The sequence below is a fragment of the Ruegeria sp. O6 genome, assembly GCF_056535045.1.
The window spans coordinates 63,502-79,903 of the sequence record NZ_JBQERM010000018.1 but is presented as its reverse complement, the minus strand read 5'-3'; the positions used below and the strand labels follow the sequence as shown (position 1 = coordinate 79,903).

At 57.3% G+C, this 16,402-nt stretch carries 14 protein-coding genes and 1 pseudogene; 8 read left to right on the top strand and 7 right to left on the bottom strand.

Annotation, left to right across the window (positions count from 1 at the left end; all coding sequences use genetic code 11):
* Nucleotides 1-83 precede the first annotated feature (83 nt).
* The 4 genes and pseudogenes from ACR0DY_RS18110 to ACR0DY_RS18095 all read left to right on the top strand — a co-directional run.
* Nucleotides 84-467, top strand: a pseudogene (locus ACR0DY_RS18110) (tripartite tricarboxylate transporter permease); the annotation flags it as partial.
* The gene (locus ACR0DY_RS18105; RefSeq protein ID WP_480492730.1) at nt 433-1,287 is read left to right on the top strand and encodes an SDR family NAD(P)-dependent oxidoreductase; all 855 of its coding nucleotides are present in this window, start codon (nt 433-435) and stop codon (nt 1,285-1,287) included. The pseudogene ACR0DY_RS18110 and the gene ACR0DY_RS18105, both read left to right, overlap by 35 nt.
* 23 nt (nt 1,288-1,310) lie before the next feature.
* Nucleotides 1,311-2,798, top strand: a complete 1,488-nt coding sequence (locus tag ACR0DY_RS18100) for an aldehyde dehydrogenase (protein WP_480482889.1) — start codon at nt 1,311-1,313, stop codon at nt 2,796-2,798.
* Nucleotides 2,799-2,814: 16 nt separating this feature from the next.
* Nucleotides 2,815-4,020, top strand: a complete 1,206-nt coding sequence (locus tag ACR0DY_RS18095; RefSeq protein WP_480547407.1) for a Tm-1-like ATP-binding domain-containing protein — start codon at nt 2,815-2,817, stop codon at nt 4,018-4,020.
* Nucleotides 4,021-4,229: 209 nt separating this feature from the next.
* Here ACR0DY_RS18095 and ACR0DY_RS18090 read toward each other — a convergent pair whose 3' ends face one another.
* Nucleotides 4,230-5,141: a PhzF family phenazine biosynthesis protein gene (locus ACR0DY_RS18090; protein WP_480547405.1), complete on the bottom strand. Its 912-nt coding sequence runs from the start codon at nt 5,139-5,141 to the stop codon at nt 4,230-4,232.
* A 136-nt stretch (nt 5,142-5,277) separates the two neighbouring features.
* Here ACR0DY_RS18090 and ACR0DY_RS18085 point away from each other — a divergent pair, with 136 nt between their 5' ends.
* Complete coding sequence (locus ACR0DY_RS18085; protein WP_480538557.1) at nt 5,278-6,180, top strand: LysR family transcriptional regulator; 903 nt, start codon at nt 5,278-5,280, stop codon at nt 6,178-6,180.
* Between the two features lie 337 nt (nt 6,181-6,517).
* Here the strand turns inward: ACR0DY_RS18085 and ACR0DY_RS18080 are convergent, their stop codons facing one another.
* Nucleotides 6,518-8,173 (bottom strand): FAD-binding oxidoreductase, encoded by a 1,656-nt coding sequence (locus tag ACR0DY_RS18080; protein ID WP_480898866.1) that lies wholly within the window; start codon nt 8,171-8,173, stop codon nt 6,518-6,520.
* Between the two features lie 69 nt (nt 8,174-8,242).
* Nucleotides 8,243-8,863: a glutathione S-transferase family protein gene (locus ACR0DY_RS18075; RefSeq protein WP_480482879.1), complete on the bottom strand. Its 621-nt coding sequence runs from the start codon at nt 8,861-8,863 to the stop codon at nt 8,243-8,245.
* A gap of 171 nt (nt 8,864-9,034) precedes the next feature.
* On the opposite strand from ACR0DY_RS18075, the gene ACR0DY_RS18070 reads away from it, so the two are divergent.
* Complete coding sequence (locus ACR0DY_RS18070; protein WP_480482877.1) at nt 9,035-9,922, top strand: LysR family transcriptional regulator; 888 nt, start codon at nt 9,035-9,037, stop codon at nt 9,920-9,922.
* 570 nt (nt 9,923-10,492) lie between these two features.
* On the opposite strand, the gene ACR0DY_RS18065 is transcribed toward ACR0DY_RS18070, so the two are convergent.
* The gene (locus ACR0DY_RS18065; RefSeq protein ID WP_267363482.1) at nt 10,493-10,810 is read right to left on the bottom strand and encodes a DUF3775 domain-containing protein; all 318 of its coding nucleotides are present in this window, start codon (nt 10,808-10,810) and stop codon (nt 10,493-10,495) included.
* 86 nt (nt 10,811-10,896) lie between these two features.
* Nucleotides 10,897-11,670 (bottom strand): DUF1365 domain-containing protein, encoded by a 774-nt coding sequence (locus tag ACR0DY_RS18060; protein WP_480482875.1) that lies wholly within the window; start codon nt 11,668-11,670, stop codon nt 10,897-10,899.
* A 146-nt stretch (nt 11,671-11,816) separates the two neighbouring features.
* On the opposite strand from ACR0DY_RS18060, the gene ACR0DY_RS18055 reads away from it, so the two are divergent.
* Together ACR0DY_RS18055 and ACR0DY_RS18050 are read left to right on the top strand one after the other, a co-directional pair.
* Nucleotides 11,817-12,473 carry a sigma-70 family RNA polymerase sigma factor gene (locus tag ACR0DY_RS18055; protein WP_480482905.1) on the top strand — a complete coding sequence of 219 codons (657 nt, stop codon included), beginning with the start codon at nt 11,817-11,819 and terminating at the stop codon, nt 12,471-12,473.
* A gap of 10 nt (nt 12,474-12,483) precedes the next feature.
* Complete coding sequence (locus ACR0DY_RS18050; RefSeq protein ID WP_480482874.1) at nt 12,484-13,134, top strand: ChrR family anti-sigma-E factor; 651 nt, start codon at nt 12,484-12,486, stop codon at nt 13,132-13,134.
* A 63-nt stretch (nt 13,135-13,197) separates the two neighbouring features.
* On the opposite strand, the gene ACR0DY_RS18045 is transcribed toward ACR0DY_RS18050, so the two are convergent.
* Both ACR0DY_RS18045 and mutL read right to left on the bottom strand, forming a co-directional pair.
* Nucleotides 13,198-14,427: a DNA recombination protein RmuC gene (locus ACR0DY_RS18045; protein WP_480482873.1), complete on the bottom strand. Its 1,230-nt coding sequence runs from the start codon at nt 14,425-14,427 to the stop codon at nt 13,198-13,200.
* Between the two features lie 52 nt (nt 14,428-14,479).
* On the bottom strand, nt 14,480-16,342 hold the full coding sequence (gene mutL, locus ACR0DY_RS18040; protein WP_480898863.1) for a DNA mismatch repair endonuclease MutL: 1,863 nt from the start codon (nt 16,340-16,342) through the stop codon (nt 14,480-14,482).
* Nucleotides 16,343-16,402: the final 60 nt, after the last annotated feature.

Here is a 16,402-nt window from a genome sequence, read left to right as displayed (position 1 = left end):
AGAAACGCCGCTTGCTGCATCATCAGAACGCGGCGTAGATTGAAACTGCGGCGAGCCTGATCCTCCTAAGCCAATCAAACGCTCGTGTTCCAAATCATTCGATGACGGACATGGTGATCCTGGTTCTGTCGTTCGTCGGTATCTACTCGCTGCGGAACTCCGCCACCGATTGTGCCATTGCAGCTGTTTTTGGTGTGATGGGTCTGATCTTGAAACGACAGAACCTTCCGATTGTCCCGATCATTCTGGGCATGGTTCTTGGTGGAATTATGGAAGTGAAGCTGCGCTCGGCCATGGCTCGGGTTCGTGATCCGCTGGACTTTGTTGACCGGCCAATCGCGGCAGGTCTGGCCTTGGCCATCGTCCTGCTGATCGGTTTCCATTTCTGGGGTGTTATTCGCGAACGTCGCGTCGCCCAGCCGGAAATGGAACATGACCACGACATCCACGACAGTCAGCAAAGCTGATCCGCACTCGGAAAAGGAGCGCAAAATGGCACGATTTGACGGAAAAACCGTTCTGATTACCGGGGCCGGTACAGGTATCGGGTCAGCGATTGCACGCAGGCTTAGCGCAGAAGGAGCCAATGTAGCCGTTATGGGGCGACGGGCAGAGCCGTTGGAAGCGGTCGCCGGACCAATCAACGGGTTGGTTGTACAGGCTGATGCAGCAAATGCCGATCAGGTGAAGGCCGCGTTGGAAACGATCAACGCCCGCTTTGGCGCACTGGATGTGCTTGTCTGCAATGCAGGCGGGTTCGGCTTTGGAACGCTGACTGACAATACAAACGATGATTGGAACAAATCTGTTCAAGCCAATCTGAATACGGCGATGGTGACTGCCCGCGCTGCGATGCCAGATCTTATCTCGCAAAATGGCAACATCCTGATGATGGCTTCAATTGCAGGTCTGGCCGCAGGTCCAGAGGCTTGCGGTTATGTCACCATGAAACATGCCTTAATTGGTCTGGCGAAATCCATCACCCGCGACTACGGACGAAAGGAAGTGCGTTGCAACACAATCTGTCCTGGATGGGTACGCACCGAGATGGCTGATAGTGAGATGGAGGAGCTTGTTGAACGCAGGGGTCTTTCATCGATTGACGAAGCCTATGCCCTGGTGACCCGTGATGTACCACTGGGCAAACCGGCGATGCCGGAAGATATCGCCCATGCCGCTGCGTTCCTGTGTTCTGACGAGGCTGCCCTTATCTCGGGTGCGGTGCTGACCATTGATGGCGGGGCGACCATTGTCGATGTTCCCACAATCGCTTTTGCTGACAAGTAACAAGCCTTTAGAGAGGTTCCCCCATGCTAGATCAATCCCGCATAGACGAACTGCGCCACGCACCGGTTCCTCCGTTTCAACACATTATTGATGGCGAAAAACGCGACGCCTCTGACGGAGAAATGCTGGAGGTGATTTCACCCCTGAATGGTCAAGTCCTGACCACTATGGCGCGTGGAACAGTCGAAGATGCCAATCTCGCCATCGCCGCTGCACGCCGCGCCTTCGATGATGGCCGTTGGTCCGACATGGCCCCGGCGGCGCGAAAGAAAGTGTTGCTGAAATGGGCGGAGCTGATCGAGGAACACGCATTGGAAATTGCGGTTCTGGGCGTCCGAAACAATGGCACCGAAATCAGTATGGCCATCAAAGCTGAGCCTATGTCGGCGGCACACACAATTCGTTACTACGCCGAGGCGATTGACAAAATCTATGGAGAGGTTGCTCCGACTGATCCTTCCGTTCTGGCGTTGGTTCATCGTGAACCGGTAGGTGTTGTCGGCACGATCGTCCCTTGGAACTTCCCGCTGATGATCGGCTCGTGGAAGTTTGCACCGGCACTTGCAGCCGGGAACACCGTTGTGCTGAAGCCCGCAGAAACCGCGTCATTGACGCTGGTGCGACTGGCTGAACTGGCGCTGGAAGCTGGCATGCCTCCGGGGGTGTTCAATGTGGTTACCGGCAAAGGTTCGGTGGTTGGAGAGGCCATCGGGCTGTCGATGGACGTAGATGTCATAGTCTTCACCGGCTCAGGATTTATTGGCCGAAAACTGCTGGAATACTCCGCACGCTCTAATCTGAAGCGCTGTTATCTGGAGCTTGGTGGAAAATCCCCCAATATCGTCTTCGCGGATGCCCCGGATCTGGACGAAGCTGTCAAGGTATCGGCCAATGGTATTTTCCGCAACTCCGGTCAAGTCTGTATCGCGGGATCCCGTCTGTTGGTGGAACGATCAATCCATGACGAGTTTGTAGAAAAACTGGCAACCTTTGTCGAAACTCTCCGGCCCGGTGACCCACTGAATATCGCTTCGACTGCAGGTGCGGTAAACTCATTAAGTCAATTGAACCAGAACCTTGGTTTTGTGGAAGAAGCACGTGGTCTGGGGCGGGGCATCCGCACCGGCGGGATCCGTATTCTGGAAGAAACGGGTGGCTATTTCATGGCCCCGACGGTTGTAACGGGGGTTCACCGCACCGACCGGCTGGCAACGGATGAAGTGTTCGGCCCGGTTCTTGCAGTCATTCCCTTTGACACCGAAGAAGAGGCAATCAAAATTGCCAATGGAACCGATTACGGTCTGGCATCCGCAGTATGGACGTCGAACTTGTCGCGCGCCCATCGCATGATCCGGGCCATTCAGGCAGGGGTTGTCCATGTAAACACCTATGGAGGGGCCGACACAACGGTTCCATTGGGTGGCGTCAAGCAGTCTGGCAACGGTCATGACAAATCGCTGCACGCCTTTGACAAGTATTTCGAGCTGAAAACAGCTTGGATCAAACTTTGAACCTGAAAGGCGGCCTATGACCAATCGAACTATTCTTGTCGTTGGGACCTATGACACCAAAGATGATGAACTGAACTTCATCTCTGATGTGATCCGTGAACAGGGTGGATTGGTGAAAACCATGGACATCAGTGTGCTTGGCGACCCCAGTCACCCCACTGATTACTCCAAGCATCAGGTGGCAGAGGAGGGTGGCCACACAATACAGGAAGCCATTGATGGCGGTGACGAAAACCTTGCGATGCAGATCATGGCCAAAGGTGCAGCCCTGCTGGTTGCACGGCTGCACCATGAGGGCGTGTTCGATGGCGTTTTGGTTTTGGGCGGTTCAATGGGGACCGATCTGGCCCTTGATCTGTGCTGTGCCTTGCCCATTGGTGTACCTAAATACATCGTCTCAACTGTCTCTTTCTCGCCGATGATCCCGCCCGAGCGGCTGCCGGCAGACGTTCAGATGATCCTTTGGGCTGGTGGTCTTTACGGGCTTAACTCGGTCTGCGAAGCCTCTCTCCGTCAAGCCGCTGGCGCGGTTCTGGGGGCCGCACGCGCTGCCCGTCCGATGAAGAAAGACCGCCCTATAATCGGGATGACATCCTTCGGCAAAACAGTCTTGCGCTATATGGTGCACCTGAAGCCCGCCCTTGAGGCGCGCGGGTTTGAACTGGCCGTTTTCCATGCTACGGGCATGGGAGGGCGCGCATTTGAAAGCCTTGCTTCAAAAGGTGAATTCGCCGCCGTTTTGGACTTTGCACCGCAAGAAGTCGGCAACCACATGTTGGGATCAGCCATCAGCGCCGGCGAAGATCGCATGACCAATGCGGGCAAGGCTGGTGTGCCGCAGATTGTTTCGATTGGGTGTTATGATCTAGTCGATTTGGTAGGCTGGCATCCCGTTCCTCCAGCGTTGGCGGATCATGACCTTCATGACCACAACCGACTAATTACTGCGGTCAGCATGAGCGCCGAGCAAAGGCGCGAGATGGCACGCACCATGTGCGCAAAACTTTCTGAAGCAACCGGCCCGACTGTTCTGCTTGTGCCGCTCAGAGGCGGTAACGAATGGGACAGGGCCGGGGCGATTTTGGAAGATGCAGAGGGACTTGCAGGATTCATCGAAGAGCTGAGAAAAAACTGTCCGGAAAACGTAACACTTGTGGAAATTGACAGCCATATCAACGATGTCGAGTTTTCAGACAAGACCTTGGAGATTCTGGATACCTAGCGCTCTGATCATGTGATCTGATTGGGTTGCCCGACTATTCAACGTGAACGTCACAATCTGAACGAGCGCCCCAGCAAAAGCTGCGATATCCGCGCTCGGAGAGAGTTCGTTGTTTTGAAGGGTCGCGGCAAGATTTGCGTGAAACCGCTCTTCAACTTGCTCGACAAAGCTGCGCGCAATGTTACACGCCGCCCCAAACGCTGTTTTAGTCACACCGACAATTGAAAGGACCGCATGACTTTGCCTTGCCCGCCTGCCATTAGACTGGCGATTGCGCCGTCACGAACTTCCAGTTCAACCTGAATCAAACTGGGCGAAGGGGTTTCCATGAACATGCCCTGTTCAATCAGAAACCCGTGCTGACGGCGGTGACCCAGGTCGTGCAGGACACAGGCCAGCGGCCCTGCGGCCATTCCCGTCGCGGCCTCTTCATCAATGGCATATCGGGGGGCGAACATGCGTGCAGTAGCGTCGCGCCCGTCCGAGCATTGGGCCGTTGTGAACACATAATATCCTATCAGGTCCAGACGGTCGCTGATCGTTTTGATCTGCTCGAAATCGGGTTTGATCGAAGCCAGAGTTTCCCTGTCAGCTACTCCGATCACGACAAAACTGTTGCCGGTATTGACCAGAACGGGCGGCATTTCGTGATCCAGATTGCTCGGGGACAACCCCAAAGAGCCCAAAACGTCCTGCAAACTGACACCCTGAGAGGTCCAATCTTCTGGCGTTTCATATCTAGGGGCCAACTGTTCCATAAACGCGGCACCATCCTTGATCAGAATCCGGCGCGGGCCGTCCACAGTTTCTTTTGAGGTTACAGGATCAGGAATACGGCCAAGTGCTTCCAGATGGGAAAAAGCGGCAATGGTCGCATGGCTGCAATGCGCGATCCTGCGGTTCGGGGTGAAGAAGTCCAGTTTGAAACCTTCGGTCGCGGATTGCGAGACAAAAGCGGTTTCGGACAGGCCAACCTGTGACGCGACCTTCAGCATCTGCGCCTCGGTTAACCCGTCGGCATCCAGAACAACCCCAGCAGGGTTGCCCCCTAGCCCGTTGTCCACAAAACCGTGCACGATCTGAACAGTCACGTTTTGGCCGATGGCTTGGCTTACATTCATGGCATTTCTCCCATTTCCTGCGGGCGCTTTTGCCTTAGCGGAGTGATTGTGTCTTCGCCTGAGACATAGTGTGTTTCAATTGTTGGCAGAATGATATTAAGCTTGAATTTATTATTCACTATTTTGGAATAATTACATGGACAAGTTTCGCGCGCTTCTGGTCTTTTCGAAGGTGGCCGACCTGGGTGGCTTTGCTGCTGCTGCGCGCAACCTGAACATGTCGCCACCGGCTGTGACGCGCACCATTTCGGTACTGGAGGGCGAGTTGGGCGTCCGTTTATTCGTAAGAACGACACGATCTGTCATGTTGACCGAAAGCGGGCGCAGATTTCTGGAAGATGCCAAGCGCATTCTCGTTGATCTGGAACAGGCAGAAAACGCTGCGGTCGGGACCTATGCGGAACCTAAAGGATTGCTCAACCTCACTTCGTCTGTGTTGTTTGGCAGATTGTTCATCACACCAATTCTTGCTGATTTTCTGGGGCACTATCCCAAAATCGAGGCGCGAACGCTGTACGTGGACCGGATCGTGAATTTAATAGACGAAGGTGTGGATGTTGGCGTCAGGATAGGTCCGCTTGCGGATTCCAGCCTTATGGCGGTGCGTTGCGGTTCTGTCAGACAGGTTGTTTTTGCAGCACCCGAATACCTTGAACAAGCAGGCGAACCCGAAAGCCCGGATGACCTGAACAGACATGTCCTGATCAATTCCCTAGCCCTGTCGCCGTCAGGCCAGTGGCAGTTTGACCACCTGGGCAACCCGAAGCTTGTGCGTGTTCATCCACGGATCAGCATGAATACCAACGATGCTGTAATCGAAATGGCACTTCGCGGTCAGGGTCTGGCCCGGCTTTTGTCCTATCAAGTCGCACCATATCTGGCGGACGGACGGCTAAAGGCAGTGTTATCTGATTTTGAACCGGCTCCTGCACCGGTTCACATCGTGCACCACGAAGGGCGGATGGTGTCCGCAAAGATTCGCGCATTTGTCGATTTTGCCGCAAGCCGCCTGAAACGTGAGGCAGCACTGGAATACTGAAGCGTCGAACTTCGACCTGCCACTTTTACCGCAGCTTGGGGAGGTTTCTGTGTCGGCAGGCGGCCGAAGGCGTCACACTTTTCTTAAGGCGTATATGCAATCGTAGGAACGACTTAGGAATAACAGCGAGAGGAACTGAGGAGTTGGTGTCTGACGCCTAAAAACTCGAACTACTCAAATACAAGCCGGTGAGTTTCGATTGAAAGCTGGAATGGCGAAATCATTCCGGCCGGTGAACGCTATCCCAACAACACAATGCGAACGAAACGAACCAAAGGCGCGTATGTCCTTGCTCTGGTGGTTTGAGTTTCATTTGCCCACGAAGGATCACGTCAAATCACCCAGTGGGGCCAAAACTTTCGGTGTGAATATGTTCCTGAGAGATGCCCCGGCGTTCCAGATCGGCCTGGATCTCGGCCATGAAACCGACAGGGCCGCACAGAAAGTAATGCGCGCTGGCATCGTTGATCAGTTGCGCCAGAAGCGCCCCATCGACACGGCCATGCGAGTCATAGTCCACTCCGAACTCATCCTCTGACGTTGGTTGGCTATAGGCCACATGCGTCGTGACCCCAGGCCGTCCGGAGGCCAGATCGTGAACTTCACCGGCCATTGGATGGTGCTGACCGTCCCGAGCGCCATGGATGAACCAGACAGGGCGGTTGCCGCGCTCGTCTGCGACCTTATTCAGAATGCTCAACATTGGTGTGATACCAACACCAGCGCTGACCAGAACCAATGGGCACCGGTCGCAAGTCATTGTGAAATCACCCGCTGGCCGACGGCTATTGATGATTGCGCCCGGTTCCAGATGATCGTGCAGAAACTGCGATGCGATCCCTTTTGGCTCACGCTTGACCGTAATCCGATAGCGATGATTGTTCGGTCCGTTACTGAGCGAATAGGTCCGGCGCACCGGTTCGGCGATCCCTGGAATTTCAAGCTCGATTGGCAGGTATTGCCCGGGCTCGAACCCAGCCAAGTGGCCACCGTCGCGGGCTTCGAATACAAACGAGGTGACATCGACGCTTTCACGGATCTTTTCGATCAGGCGGAGCGACCGGACAGAATCTGCATCCGAAGTCCATCTGAGGCTGACTGCCGCGCGGATTTCCACGACCTCGTCAATCTCCAGTGTCACCAGCCGCCGCGCCCCAGGGAAATTTGTGATCTCATCGCTGGCCCAGTCGATCGAGGCGACGCCGGTCAGTTGCAGCAAGCTGCCGCTTTCGAAATCGACGAACAGAAATCCCGCCCTTGGGTCGAGCAACAGGTTGCCGATTGTGTTGAAGTGGTTATTGCCGGCATAGTCGGGAAACCGCAGCCGCCGGTTGTCCAGAACCTGCACGAAACCACGGTCGCCACCGCGATGGGACGCATCCATCCCGTAAGTCGGGCTTTCGCCCTCTTCGCGATAGCCGCTGGCGATAAAGAAAGTATCGGCTGTTTCGATCCACCGGGTCTGATCCGACGTCAAATACTGGCCGCGTGTCATTGGTCCGGGCCTCGAATCTTCAACCCGGCGCCATGCGCGTTCACGGATATACTGCGGGCAGTTGCCAAAGGTCTGGTCAACGTGAAAATCAAAACCGGTCGGAGTGACGCGTCCGGCGCGGCCATTGATGCGGTTGCGCCGACGCGTGGCCAGTTCAATACCAAGGATGCCAACATCGCTTTTGGGGTGAAGGGCACCGTGCAACGCATCGCCTTGGGTTGGCAAGGCAGTAATGGAAAGCGTTTTGTTATCTGGTGCAGAGACGAACCCGTCTGGCCCTTCCAATAACGTAACCCAGGGCCGACCTTGCGCATCGCGCGCGGCCATCACAAGAAACGGCAGGGCGGTATGAAGATCCCGATGCTGTTCGGGCATGTGGTCGCGGACAACTTTCCGTGCCCAGTGTTCAATGTCGCGAACACCCAGCCGCGCCTGCGCCATGTGTTCACCCCGATGAAAAGGGGAAGTGCTGCTGTCGCTGGGTTCGATGGAAATCATGGGGTCTCTCCTGGGGCGGCACGGTTTGGAGGCATACGCCCGGTCCTGACGGCCGGGCGCGCTCTGGTGTCAGGCGGCGAGGCCGACCTTGGTGCTTTGCATGGCCACAAAGCCGGGCAACGCCTCAACCCGGGCCAGCAGGGCACGGATATTGGGATAATCATCCAGTGAAACGTTTCCCTCAGGCGCATGGGCCGTATAGCTGTAGATCGCGACATCAGCGATGGATGGGCTGGTTCCGACCAGCCAGTCGCGTCCGCTCAAATGCGCCTCAAGCCGGTCAAAGGCGGATTTGGCGATGGCCTTGGCACGTTCTGCATCCAGTTGAGCGCCAAAAACGGTGATCAATCGTGCTGCCGCAGGGCCGTGGGCGATGTCGCCGGCGGCCAGCGACAAGAACTTCTGAACTTCCGCCTCGCGCACCGGATCAGTCGGCAGCCAATCAGGCGCGTATTTCCGCGCAAGGTACACGAGGATAGAGTTGGAGTCGGCGATCGCGATTTCACCGTCCTCAATCACCGGCACCTGCCCGGCAGGGTTCAGGGAAAGAAACGGCTCTTTCTTGTGTTCGCCAGACAGCAGGTCGACATCGATCAGCTCGTGATTGATGCCGCCAAGCTTGGCGAATAGTTCCACCCGGTGTGAATGCCCGGACAAGGGATGACGGTGGATACGGATGGCGTTTGGCATGTCTGTTTCCTTTCGGAGGAGTTTCTTGGGAGCGAGCTGGCAATGCTCGTCAGCGGTCACTGGCTAGAACATGGCAAAACCTTTTTTAGTTATAATCCTGCGTTTTATTCAGTAACTATGAACAAATTAGGTATAATTGACCAAACACCAACCTGACGAAGGAGCGCTGCGTTGGATACAATTGACACGATGCGGGCATTTATGGCGGTTGCTCATGAGGGCTCGTTCACTGCCGCGGGGCGGCGGCTGGGCCTGTCTACCAAACTGGTCAGCAAGTATGTTGCCCAGTTGGAGGCCAAGCTATCGGCGCAACTGTTCAACCGGACAACCAGAAGCGTTTCGCTGACAGACGTCGGCATCGCGTACCTTGAACGCTGCCGCCCGATCGTGGAACAAATCGACGAGCTGGAAGACCTTGTTCAGGAGCGGCAATCGGCACTGGCCGGGCCAATCCGAATAACCGCACCAACCGGGTTCGGCAGCATCAACCTGACTCAGGCTTTGGCTTCGTTTCTGCGGGCACATCCGAAGGTCGATATCGACCTTAAACTGTCGGACTCGCGCGTGGCGCTTGTTGAAGAGGGGTTCGATCTTGCCATACGGATCGGGGTGTTGCGGGATTCGACCCTGATTGCGCGGAAGCTGTCCGATATGCCGCTGATCGTCTGCGCGTCGCCTGATTATCTGGCGGAAAGGGGGCGTCCGGGTGATCCGATGGCACTGGCCACACATAACTGCCTGATTGACGAAAATCCAGCCGACGCAACAGCATGGAGGTTTCGAGCCGGGACAAGGGATATTGTGGTCAAGGTGGCGGGAATGTTTCATGCCAATGCCCCGGCGGCGATTGCCAACATGGCGATTGCCGGGCTGGGTATTGCGCGTTGCCCGCACTATGTGATTGCCCGCAGTCTGGAAGAGGGTACCCTGGAGCGCCTGTTTCAGGACTATGAAACGGAAAATTTCGGCCTTTATGCGCTCTATCCACCCAATCGTCACCTGACGGCCCGGGTGCGCGCGTTGATTGATTTTCTGGCGCAGCATTTTCGATCAGGCTGACATCCAGCAACTGAAACGGATCCACAGTCCAGCCACAACCGCGGTGGTTGTTCCGCAAAGTCTTGAGAAAGTTAGGCAGAGCTTTCGTTTTGGTGCATGAGATGAAGAGTATTTCCCGCTTTGTCTAAAGCGCGGTAGAGATCCATCCACTTTCCATGGACATGCACACGGACCTATGTGGCGTCCATGCGCCAAGAATTCAGTGTAGGACGCTTCATCGATTGCGCGCGCAGCGATCATCGGCGAAAACCGCGTGACCCACATGTTCTATGTAGCATGGTCCACGCGCAATCCCCGTTCGCCATGATTTCCTCAAGGCCGCGACAGAAAACAGTCTACCTCAGTAGAAATACACGGCTTACAAAGCCACACCTTTGGGAAAGTGGCGGCTTTTCAAGAAGATCACATAGAAACCCATTCGCGGCGGCTTCGAAGGCAAAGAGAAACCGAATACAGACTTTCACCAACCTCGCTCGAAAGCTTGACACCCCCGTCGCTGTTAGTCTGCCTTGGCGGGCAATATCCGGTGCCGCCAGACGCAGGCACCGGGCAGCGATGCCGACGAGGGGCCTACATCAGATCGTTTTCCACGTCTTCTGCAGATATTCCCAATGCGTCCAGACCATTCTCAAGGTGGTCAGACATATGCGGTGTTCCGATCAGGTAATCTGCACAAGGGGTCGATGCCTCGGACTTGGCGGTGGCGATGGCCTCGGCCAGATCTTCCGCAAAAAAGCTCTCGCGCCCGATCCACATGATGGCTACCAGTTCGGCCTGCTCGTCTTCGCTCATGCGGTCGATGAACGCCCGCAATTCGCCCTCGGCCCGGTTCAGTTCGCGGCCCATCATGGCGACCTGGGCGACTTTTCTTGCCGAGATTTCCATCATCTCTTCGACTCCTCGTGTTCGCGGTTGTTACGCCATCACAACCACCGACAGGGGCCCGCGTCTTTGATCTTGAACAAACAGGCTGGTCACTGCCCCACACGCGTTACTGGGTGATCAGGCACCGGTTCCCTGCGAAACGGGCGGAAGGCGGCTTTTTTCAGCCACAACCTGAAGGCCTGCCAGAGGATCAGCGCAAAAGTGCGACGCGAACCGAAAGGGCGACGCAGAAAAGACCAAAGGATCACCCGGCTGGTCAATGGCTGGCGCGGTCCGGTCAGCGTCGCGATCAACCCGCCATCCGCGCGCGTGTAGTCGATCCACACACCGACCCGATCCGGGCTGTAGTCGAAGCGGAACGTATAGCTGCCTTCAATCTTCTGGAAGGGCGAGACATGCATCACCTTTTCGGCCGTCAATCGGTCGGTTGGTCTGATGGTCGAAAAATCCGGCTTATGGCACAGATAACTGTGACGCGTTCCGAAGGTGTTCGTCACCTCGGCCACCACGGCGTAAAGCTGATCATCGCGGTCAAAGCAGAACCAGAAACTGACGGGATTAAATACGTGGCCCAGCACCCTTGGCTGGGTCAGCAGCATGACCTGCGCGGGTTGCGGAATGTCCATCTCGGTAAATCGCGCGCGCAGCCAGGCGGCACCATGGCCTTGACCCGGCTCTCCTCCGTGATCGCGGGTTCGCCAGTTGGTGACATTCGTCCGGTCCATTGAAAACAGAAAAGGCGTGGTCAACCGGGCTTCGGGATCAAACAGGATGTAATCGACAGAATACCGGAAGGCGTTGTCGATTGCCCCCTTGCGGCCGTGATAGGTGTGGCCTGCAACATGATCTATCGTTTTTGCCATCCGATGTCTTCTGGTCCTTGCACACCCGCCAGAGCAGTCGCGATTTCTTTTTTGCCGCTGGTGTTCATATTACGAGACTTGGCCGGGAGCGGATCAAAATGTTCCGATAAAGTGATCCGGCTTGGGACATGCGCCGTATTGTGGTTATGTTTACCCAGATCAATACAGCGACCTTGGACGGACCAGCGGTTGAAACACCCGCCCCTCAATCTTGGCGCATCAACAAACGCATCAAGGGTAGGCGGGTGAACGACATCAACGGCAAGCGCGAGACCAGGGCCGAATGGGTGGACCACGTCAGACGCATCCGGGATGCGCAGGATCAGGCGGCATTTGCCGAGCTGTTCCAGCACTTCGCGCCGCGTATCAAGGCGTTCCTGATGAAGTCAGGGGCGGATGCCGCCATGGCAGAAGAATGCGCACAAGAGGTGATGGCGACCTTGTGGCACAAGGCCCACCTGTTCGACCCGACGCGTGCCACCGTGGCCACATGGGTGTTCACCATCGCACGGAACAAGCGCATTGACGTGCTGCGCAAGCAACGCCGCCCTGAACCCGAAGATCTGGGTTGGGGGCCCGAGGCTGAGCCCGATCAGGATGACGTCATCGCGCTGCAACAGGAAACCGCGCAACTGCGCACCGCCTTGAAAGCGTTGCCGGATGCACAGCGGGACCTGATCGAGAAGGCATATTTCGGCGACCTGAGTCACCGGGAAATCGCATCGCAGACCGGGTTGCCGCTGGGAACGATCAAATCACGGATACGGCTGGCGCTGGACCGCCTGCGCCACGCGATGAACTGAGATGAGTAAGATGAGCAAGTTGATCAAACATCACCTGACAGATGACCTGCTGATGGCCTATGCCGCAGGCGGTCTGCCCGAAGCCTTCGATCTGATGGTCGCCACGCATCTGTCCCTGTGCGACCACTGCCGCGCGCGCGCAGAAAGCTATGACGCCGTTGGCGGGCATGTTCTGGACGAGCAGAGTGAGGGTGTCAGCATGAGTGAAACTTCACTGGCGGCCACGATGGCTTTGATCTCCCAGGGCGCACCAGCGCCCAAGCCCGTTCGCCCGGGATGTGCAGTTCTGCCGGCCCCGTTGCAGGATTACGTGGGCGGAACAGTCAAGGACATCCGCTGGAGGTCGATAGGTATGGGCGTCAAACAGGCGATCCTGCCGACCACCAAAGACGCCACCGCCCGCTTGCTTTTCATTCCGGCCGGTGCTGCCGTGCCGGATCATGGCCACAACGGCATGGAGCTGACAATGGTTCTGCAAGGGGCTTTCTCGGACGAGGTTGACCATTTTGCCCGTGGCGATGTTGAAATCGCTGACGAGGATCTGGAACACACACCTGTCGCGGATATCTCGGAAGACTGCATATGCCTGGCGGTTACGGATGCGCCGCTGAAATTCAACAAGCTGATGCCGCGCCTTTTCCAGCCCTTTCTGCGTATCTGAACGCTTGCAGGCACTGGTCCATCAGAACCGGCCCGGTGCCGGTTCAGTTCTTCAACAGGATGTTCAGCCTTCGTGACGTGCCAGTGGCACAACCTCTGTTTCAGTATCGGGCGCGATTTCTTCGAAGTCGAAATTATCCAGCCGCTGCGCCCGGCGGCCGGCCTTTTCGGCACTGATCTTGATTTCCGAGATATCCTTGGCCGCCTGCCCGAAGTGACGGTCGAGGTTTGAAACGCGGTCGCCCAGACGGTCCACGTCTTTGTGCAGCAATCCCAGTTCTTTGCGGATCGCACCGGCCTGTTCACGCATGCGCGCATCTTTCAGGATCGCCCGCATCGTGTTCAGCGTGGCCATACAGGTGGTGGGCGAGACGATCCAGACCCTTGCGGCAAACCCTTCGCGCACCACATCGGGCAGGCGGGCGTGTAGCTCGGCATAGATCGCTTCGGACGGGACGAACATCAGGGCTCCGTCAGCGGTTTCCCCGTCGAGGATGTATTTCTCGGAAATCGCCTTGATATGCACTTTCACGGCAGCGCCAAATGCCCGCAGGCATCTTTCAACATCCGCCTTGGTCTGCGCGGCGGCAAGTGCCTCGAAATCCTCAAGCGGGAATTTCGCGTCAATCACGATCGGGCCGGGCGGGTTCGGCAGATGCACCAGGCAATCCGCGCGCCTGCCGTTCGACAAGGTGGCTTGCAGCGAATAGCTGTCCGCGGGCAGCGCCTTGGACACGATATCGTTCAGCTGAATCTCACCAAACATCCCGCGCCGCTGCTTGTTCGACAGGATATCCTGAAGGCTGAGAACATCGCCCGACAGTTTCGTGATATTGTCCTGCGCCTTGTCGATGGCGGCCAGACGTTCCTGCAGCTGCGTCAGTGATGTCGCCGTCTGTTTTGACGAACCGTGCAGGGTTTCCTTCATCCGTTCCTGCATCTCGGCCAGCGCGCGGGCCGATTTCATCGCGTTATCCGCCAGCCGGTCATTCATCTGCTGCTGAACCGAGGACAAGCGTGCCTCGACCGTCTGGATCACCTGCACCTGCGCGTTGGCCTGCGTGTCCGAGACATGCTGCAAGCCGCCGCGCAACTGTTCCTGCCCCTGCCCCAGCTGCTGCACATGCTGACCCAGAAGCGCCATCTGCCGCGCCAGCGGTTCCGCCATCCGGGCCGAGCGATTGGCGGCGCGCAACGACAGGAACAGCAGCAGCAGGATCAGCGCAACTGTTCCGCCCAGGATAAGAACAACCGGGTCATCCAATGCATATTCTGTTCCTGCAATCTTGATCATGTCGCCTCGGATGTTCTTGTTTTATTCTTACTAACCTGCAGTGGCCAATGTATCAACTGCGCCCGAACAGGCGTTCGATGTCGCTTAGCTTCAGTTCCACATATGTGGGTCGCCCGTGATTGCACTGGCCGGAATGCGGCGTGGCCTCCATCTCGCGCAGCAGGGCATTCATTTCCTCGGCCCGCATCCGACGACCGGACCGGACCGAGCCGTGGCAGGCAACCCGACTGAGGATCGCCTCGATCCTTGCCTGCACCATCTGGCTTTCGCCCTGATCGGTCAGTTCGTCGAGGATATCAAGGATCATCGCGCGCGCATCGACCTCGCCCAGAATGGCCGGGGTTTCGCGCACGGCAATGGCGCCTCCGCCAAAGGGTTCGATGGTCAGCCCCAAACGGGACAGATCATCACAGACAGCCATCAGGCGGGCGCAGTCACCTTCGGACAACTCAACAATCTCGGGGATCAAAAGCGCCTGTGCCGCGACTCCCGTCTCGGCCATTTGTGTTTTCAGCTTCTCATAGACCAGCCGTTCATGCGCGGCGTGCTGATCAACGATCACCATTCCATCGGCAGTCTGGGCGATGATGTAGTTTTCATGCACCTGCCCGCGCGCAGCACCCAGCGGAAGATTCTGCGCACCGGGCTCCTGACCCTGTGATACGGGTGCAACCGGGGTCGGATCGACAATGCTGCCGCTGTAATCATGCGCCAGTTCCGCAAAACCCGGAGCCTGCGCCCGGTACGCGGCCTGGCGCGCTGCGGGCGACGGGCGATCCATCTGATAGACCCGCGCTGGTGCAGACTGCGCAGGCTCCGGTCTCATTGCACCCAGGGTCGCATTGGCCACGGTCGATGACGCACGATGCCCTGCCTCGGCCAAAGCGTGGCGCAGGCTGGATACGATAAGCCCGCGTGCAACGCCGGGATCGCGGAACCGGACCTCGGACTTGGCGGGATGAACGTTCACGTCAACCAATGTCGGGTCGCAGTCGATGAACAATGCCGCCGCCGGGTGACGGTCCCGGCTGAGGAAATCGAAATAAGCCGCCCGCAAAGCACCGGTCAGCATCTTGTCCCGCACGGGACGCCCGTTGACAAAAAGGTACTGCGCCACCGCAGCGCCACGGGAATAGGTCGGCAGGGCCGCATAGCCAAAAAGCCTGAGACCGTCGCGCGTGGCATCGATCCGCAGCGCATTCTCGGCAAACTCGCGCCCGATCACACGGGCAAGACGGGCGTGCAGGGCATCAAACAGGTCGCTATTCTCGCGATCCGCGCGGAAGATAACACGGCCTTCGCCACCGCCCGAGACATCGCGCAGGGTAAATGTGACGGATGGTTCGGCCATCGCCAGCCGTTTCACCATGTCCGTGATCGCCTGCGCTTCGGCCCGGTCGGTGCGCATGAATTTCAGCCGTGCGGGGGTGGCGAAGAACAGATCGCGCAGCTCGACCACCGTGCCCGCGCGCAGGGCTGCAGGCTTGACCGACCCCATCTTGCCACCCGCAACATGGATCTGCGCCGCATCCAGACCCGGCGCGCGACTGGTTATGGTCAGGCGTCCGACAGCCCCCAACGAGGGCAAAGCTTCGCCTCGAAACCCGAAGGTGTGGATATTCAGCAGATCCGATCCATCAATCTTTGACGTGGCGTGGCGCGACAGGGCAAGCGGCAAATCTTGGGCCGGGATACCGCAGCCATCGTCGGTCACGCGGATCAGTGTCTTTCCCCCGTCGGCGATTTCGACGGCTACACGCGCGGCCCCGGCATCAAGTGCATTCTCGACCAGTTCCTTGACCGCCGAGGCCGGGCGTTCCACCACTTCACCCGCCGCAATACGGTTGATGGCAGCATCGTCAAGCTGTCTGATCACGGGGCGATTTTCGCTGATATTGGGGTTTGTTTGCGCCATACCCCTAGACCTAGCACAACCGCGCACGATTCTGCCACCGGTTTGAGCATGTCTTCTGAT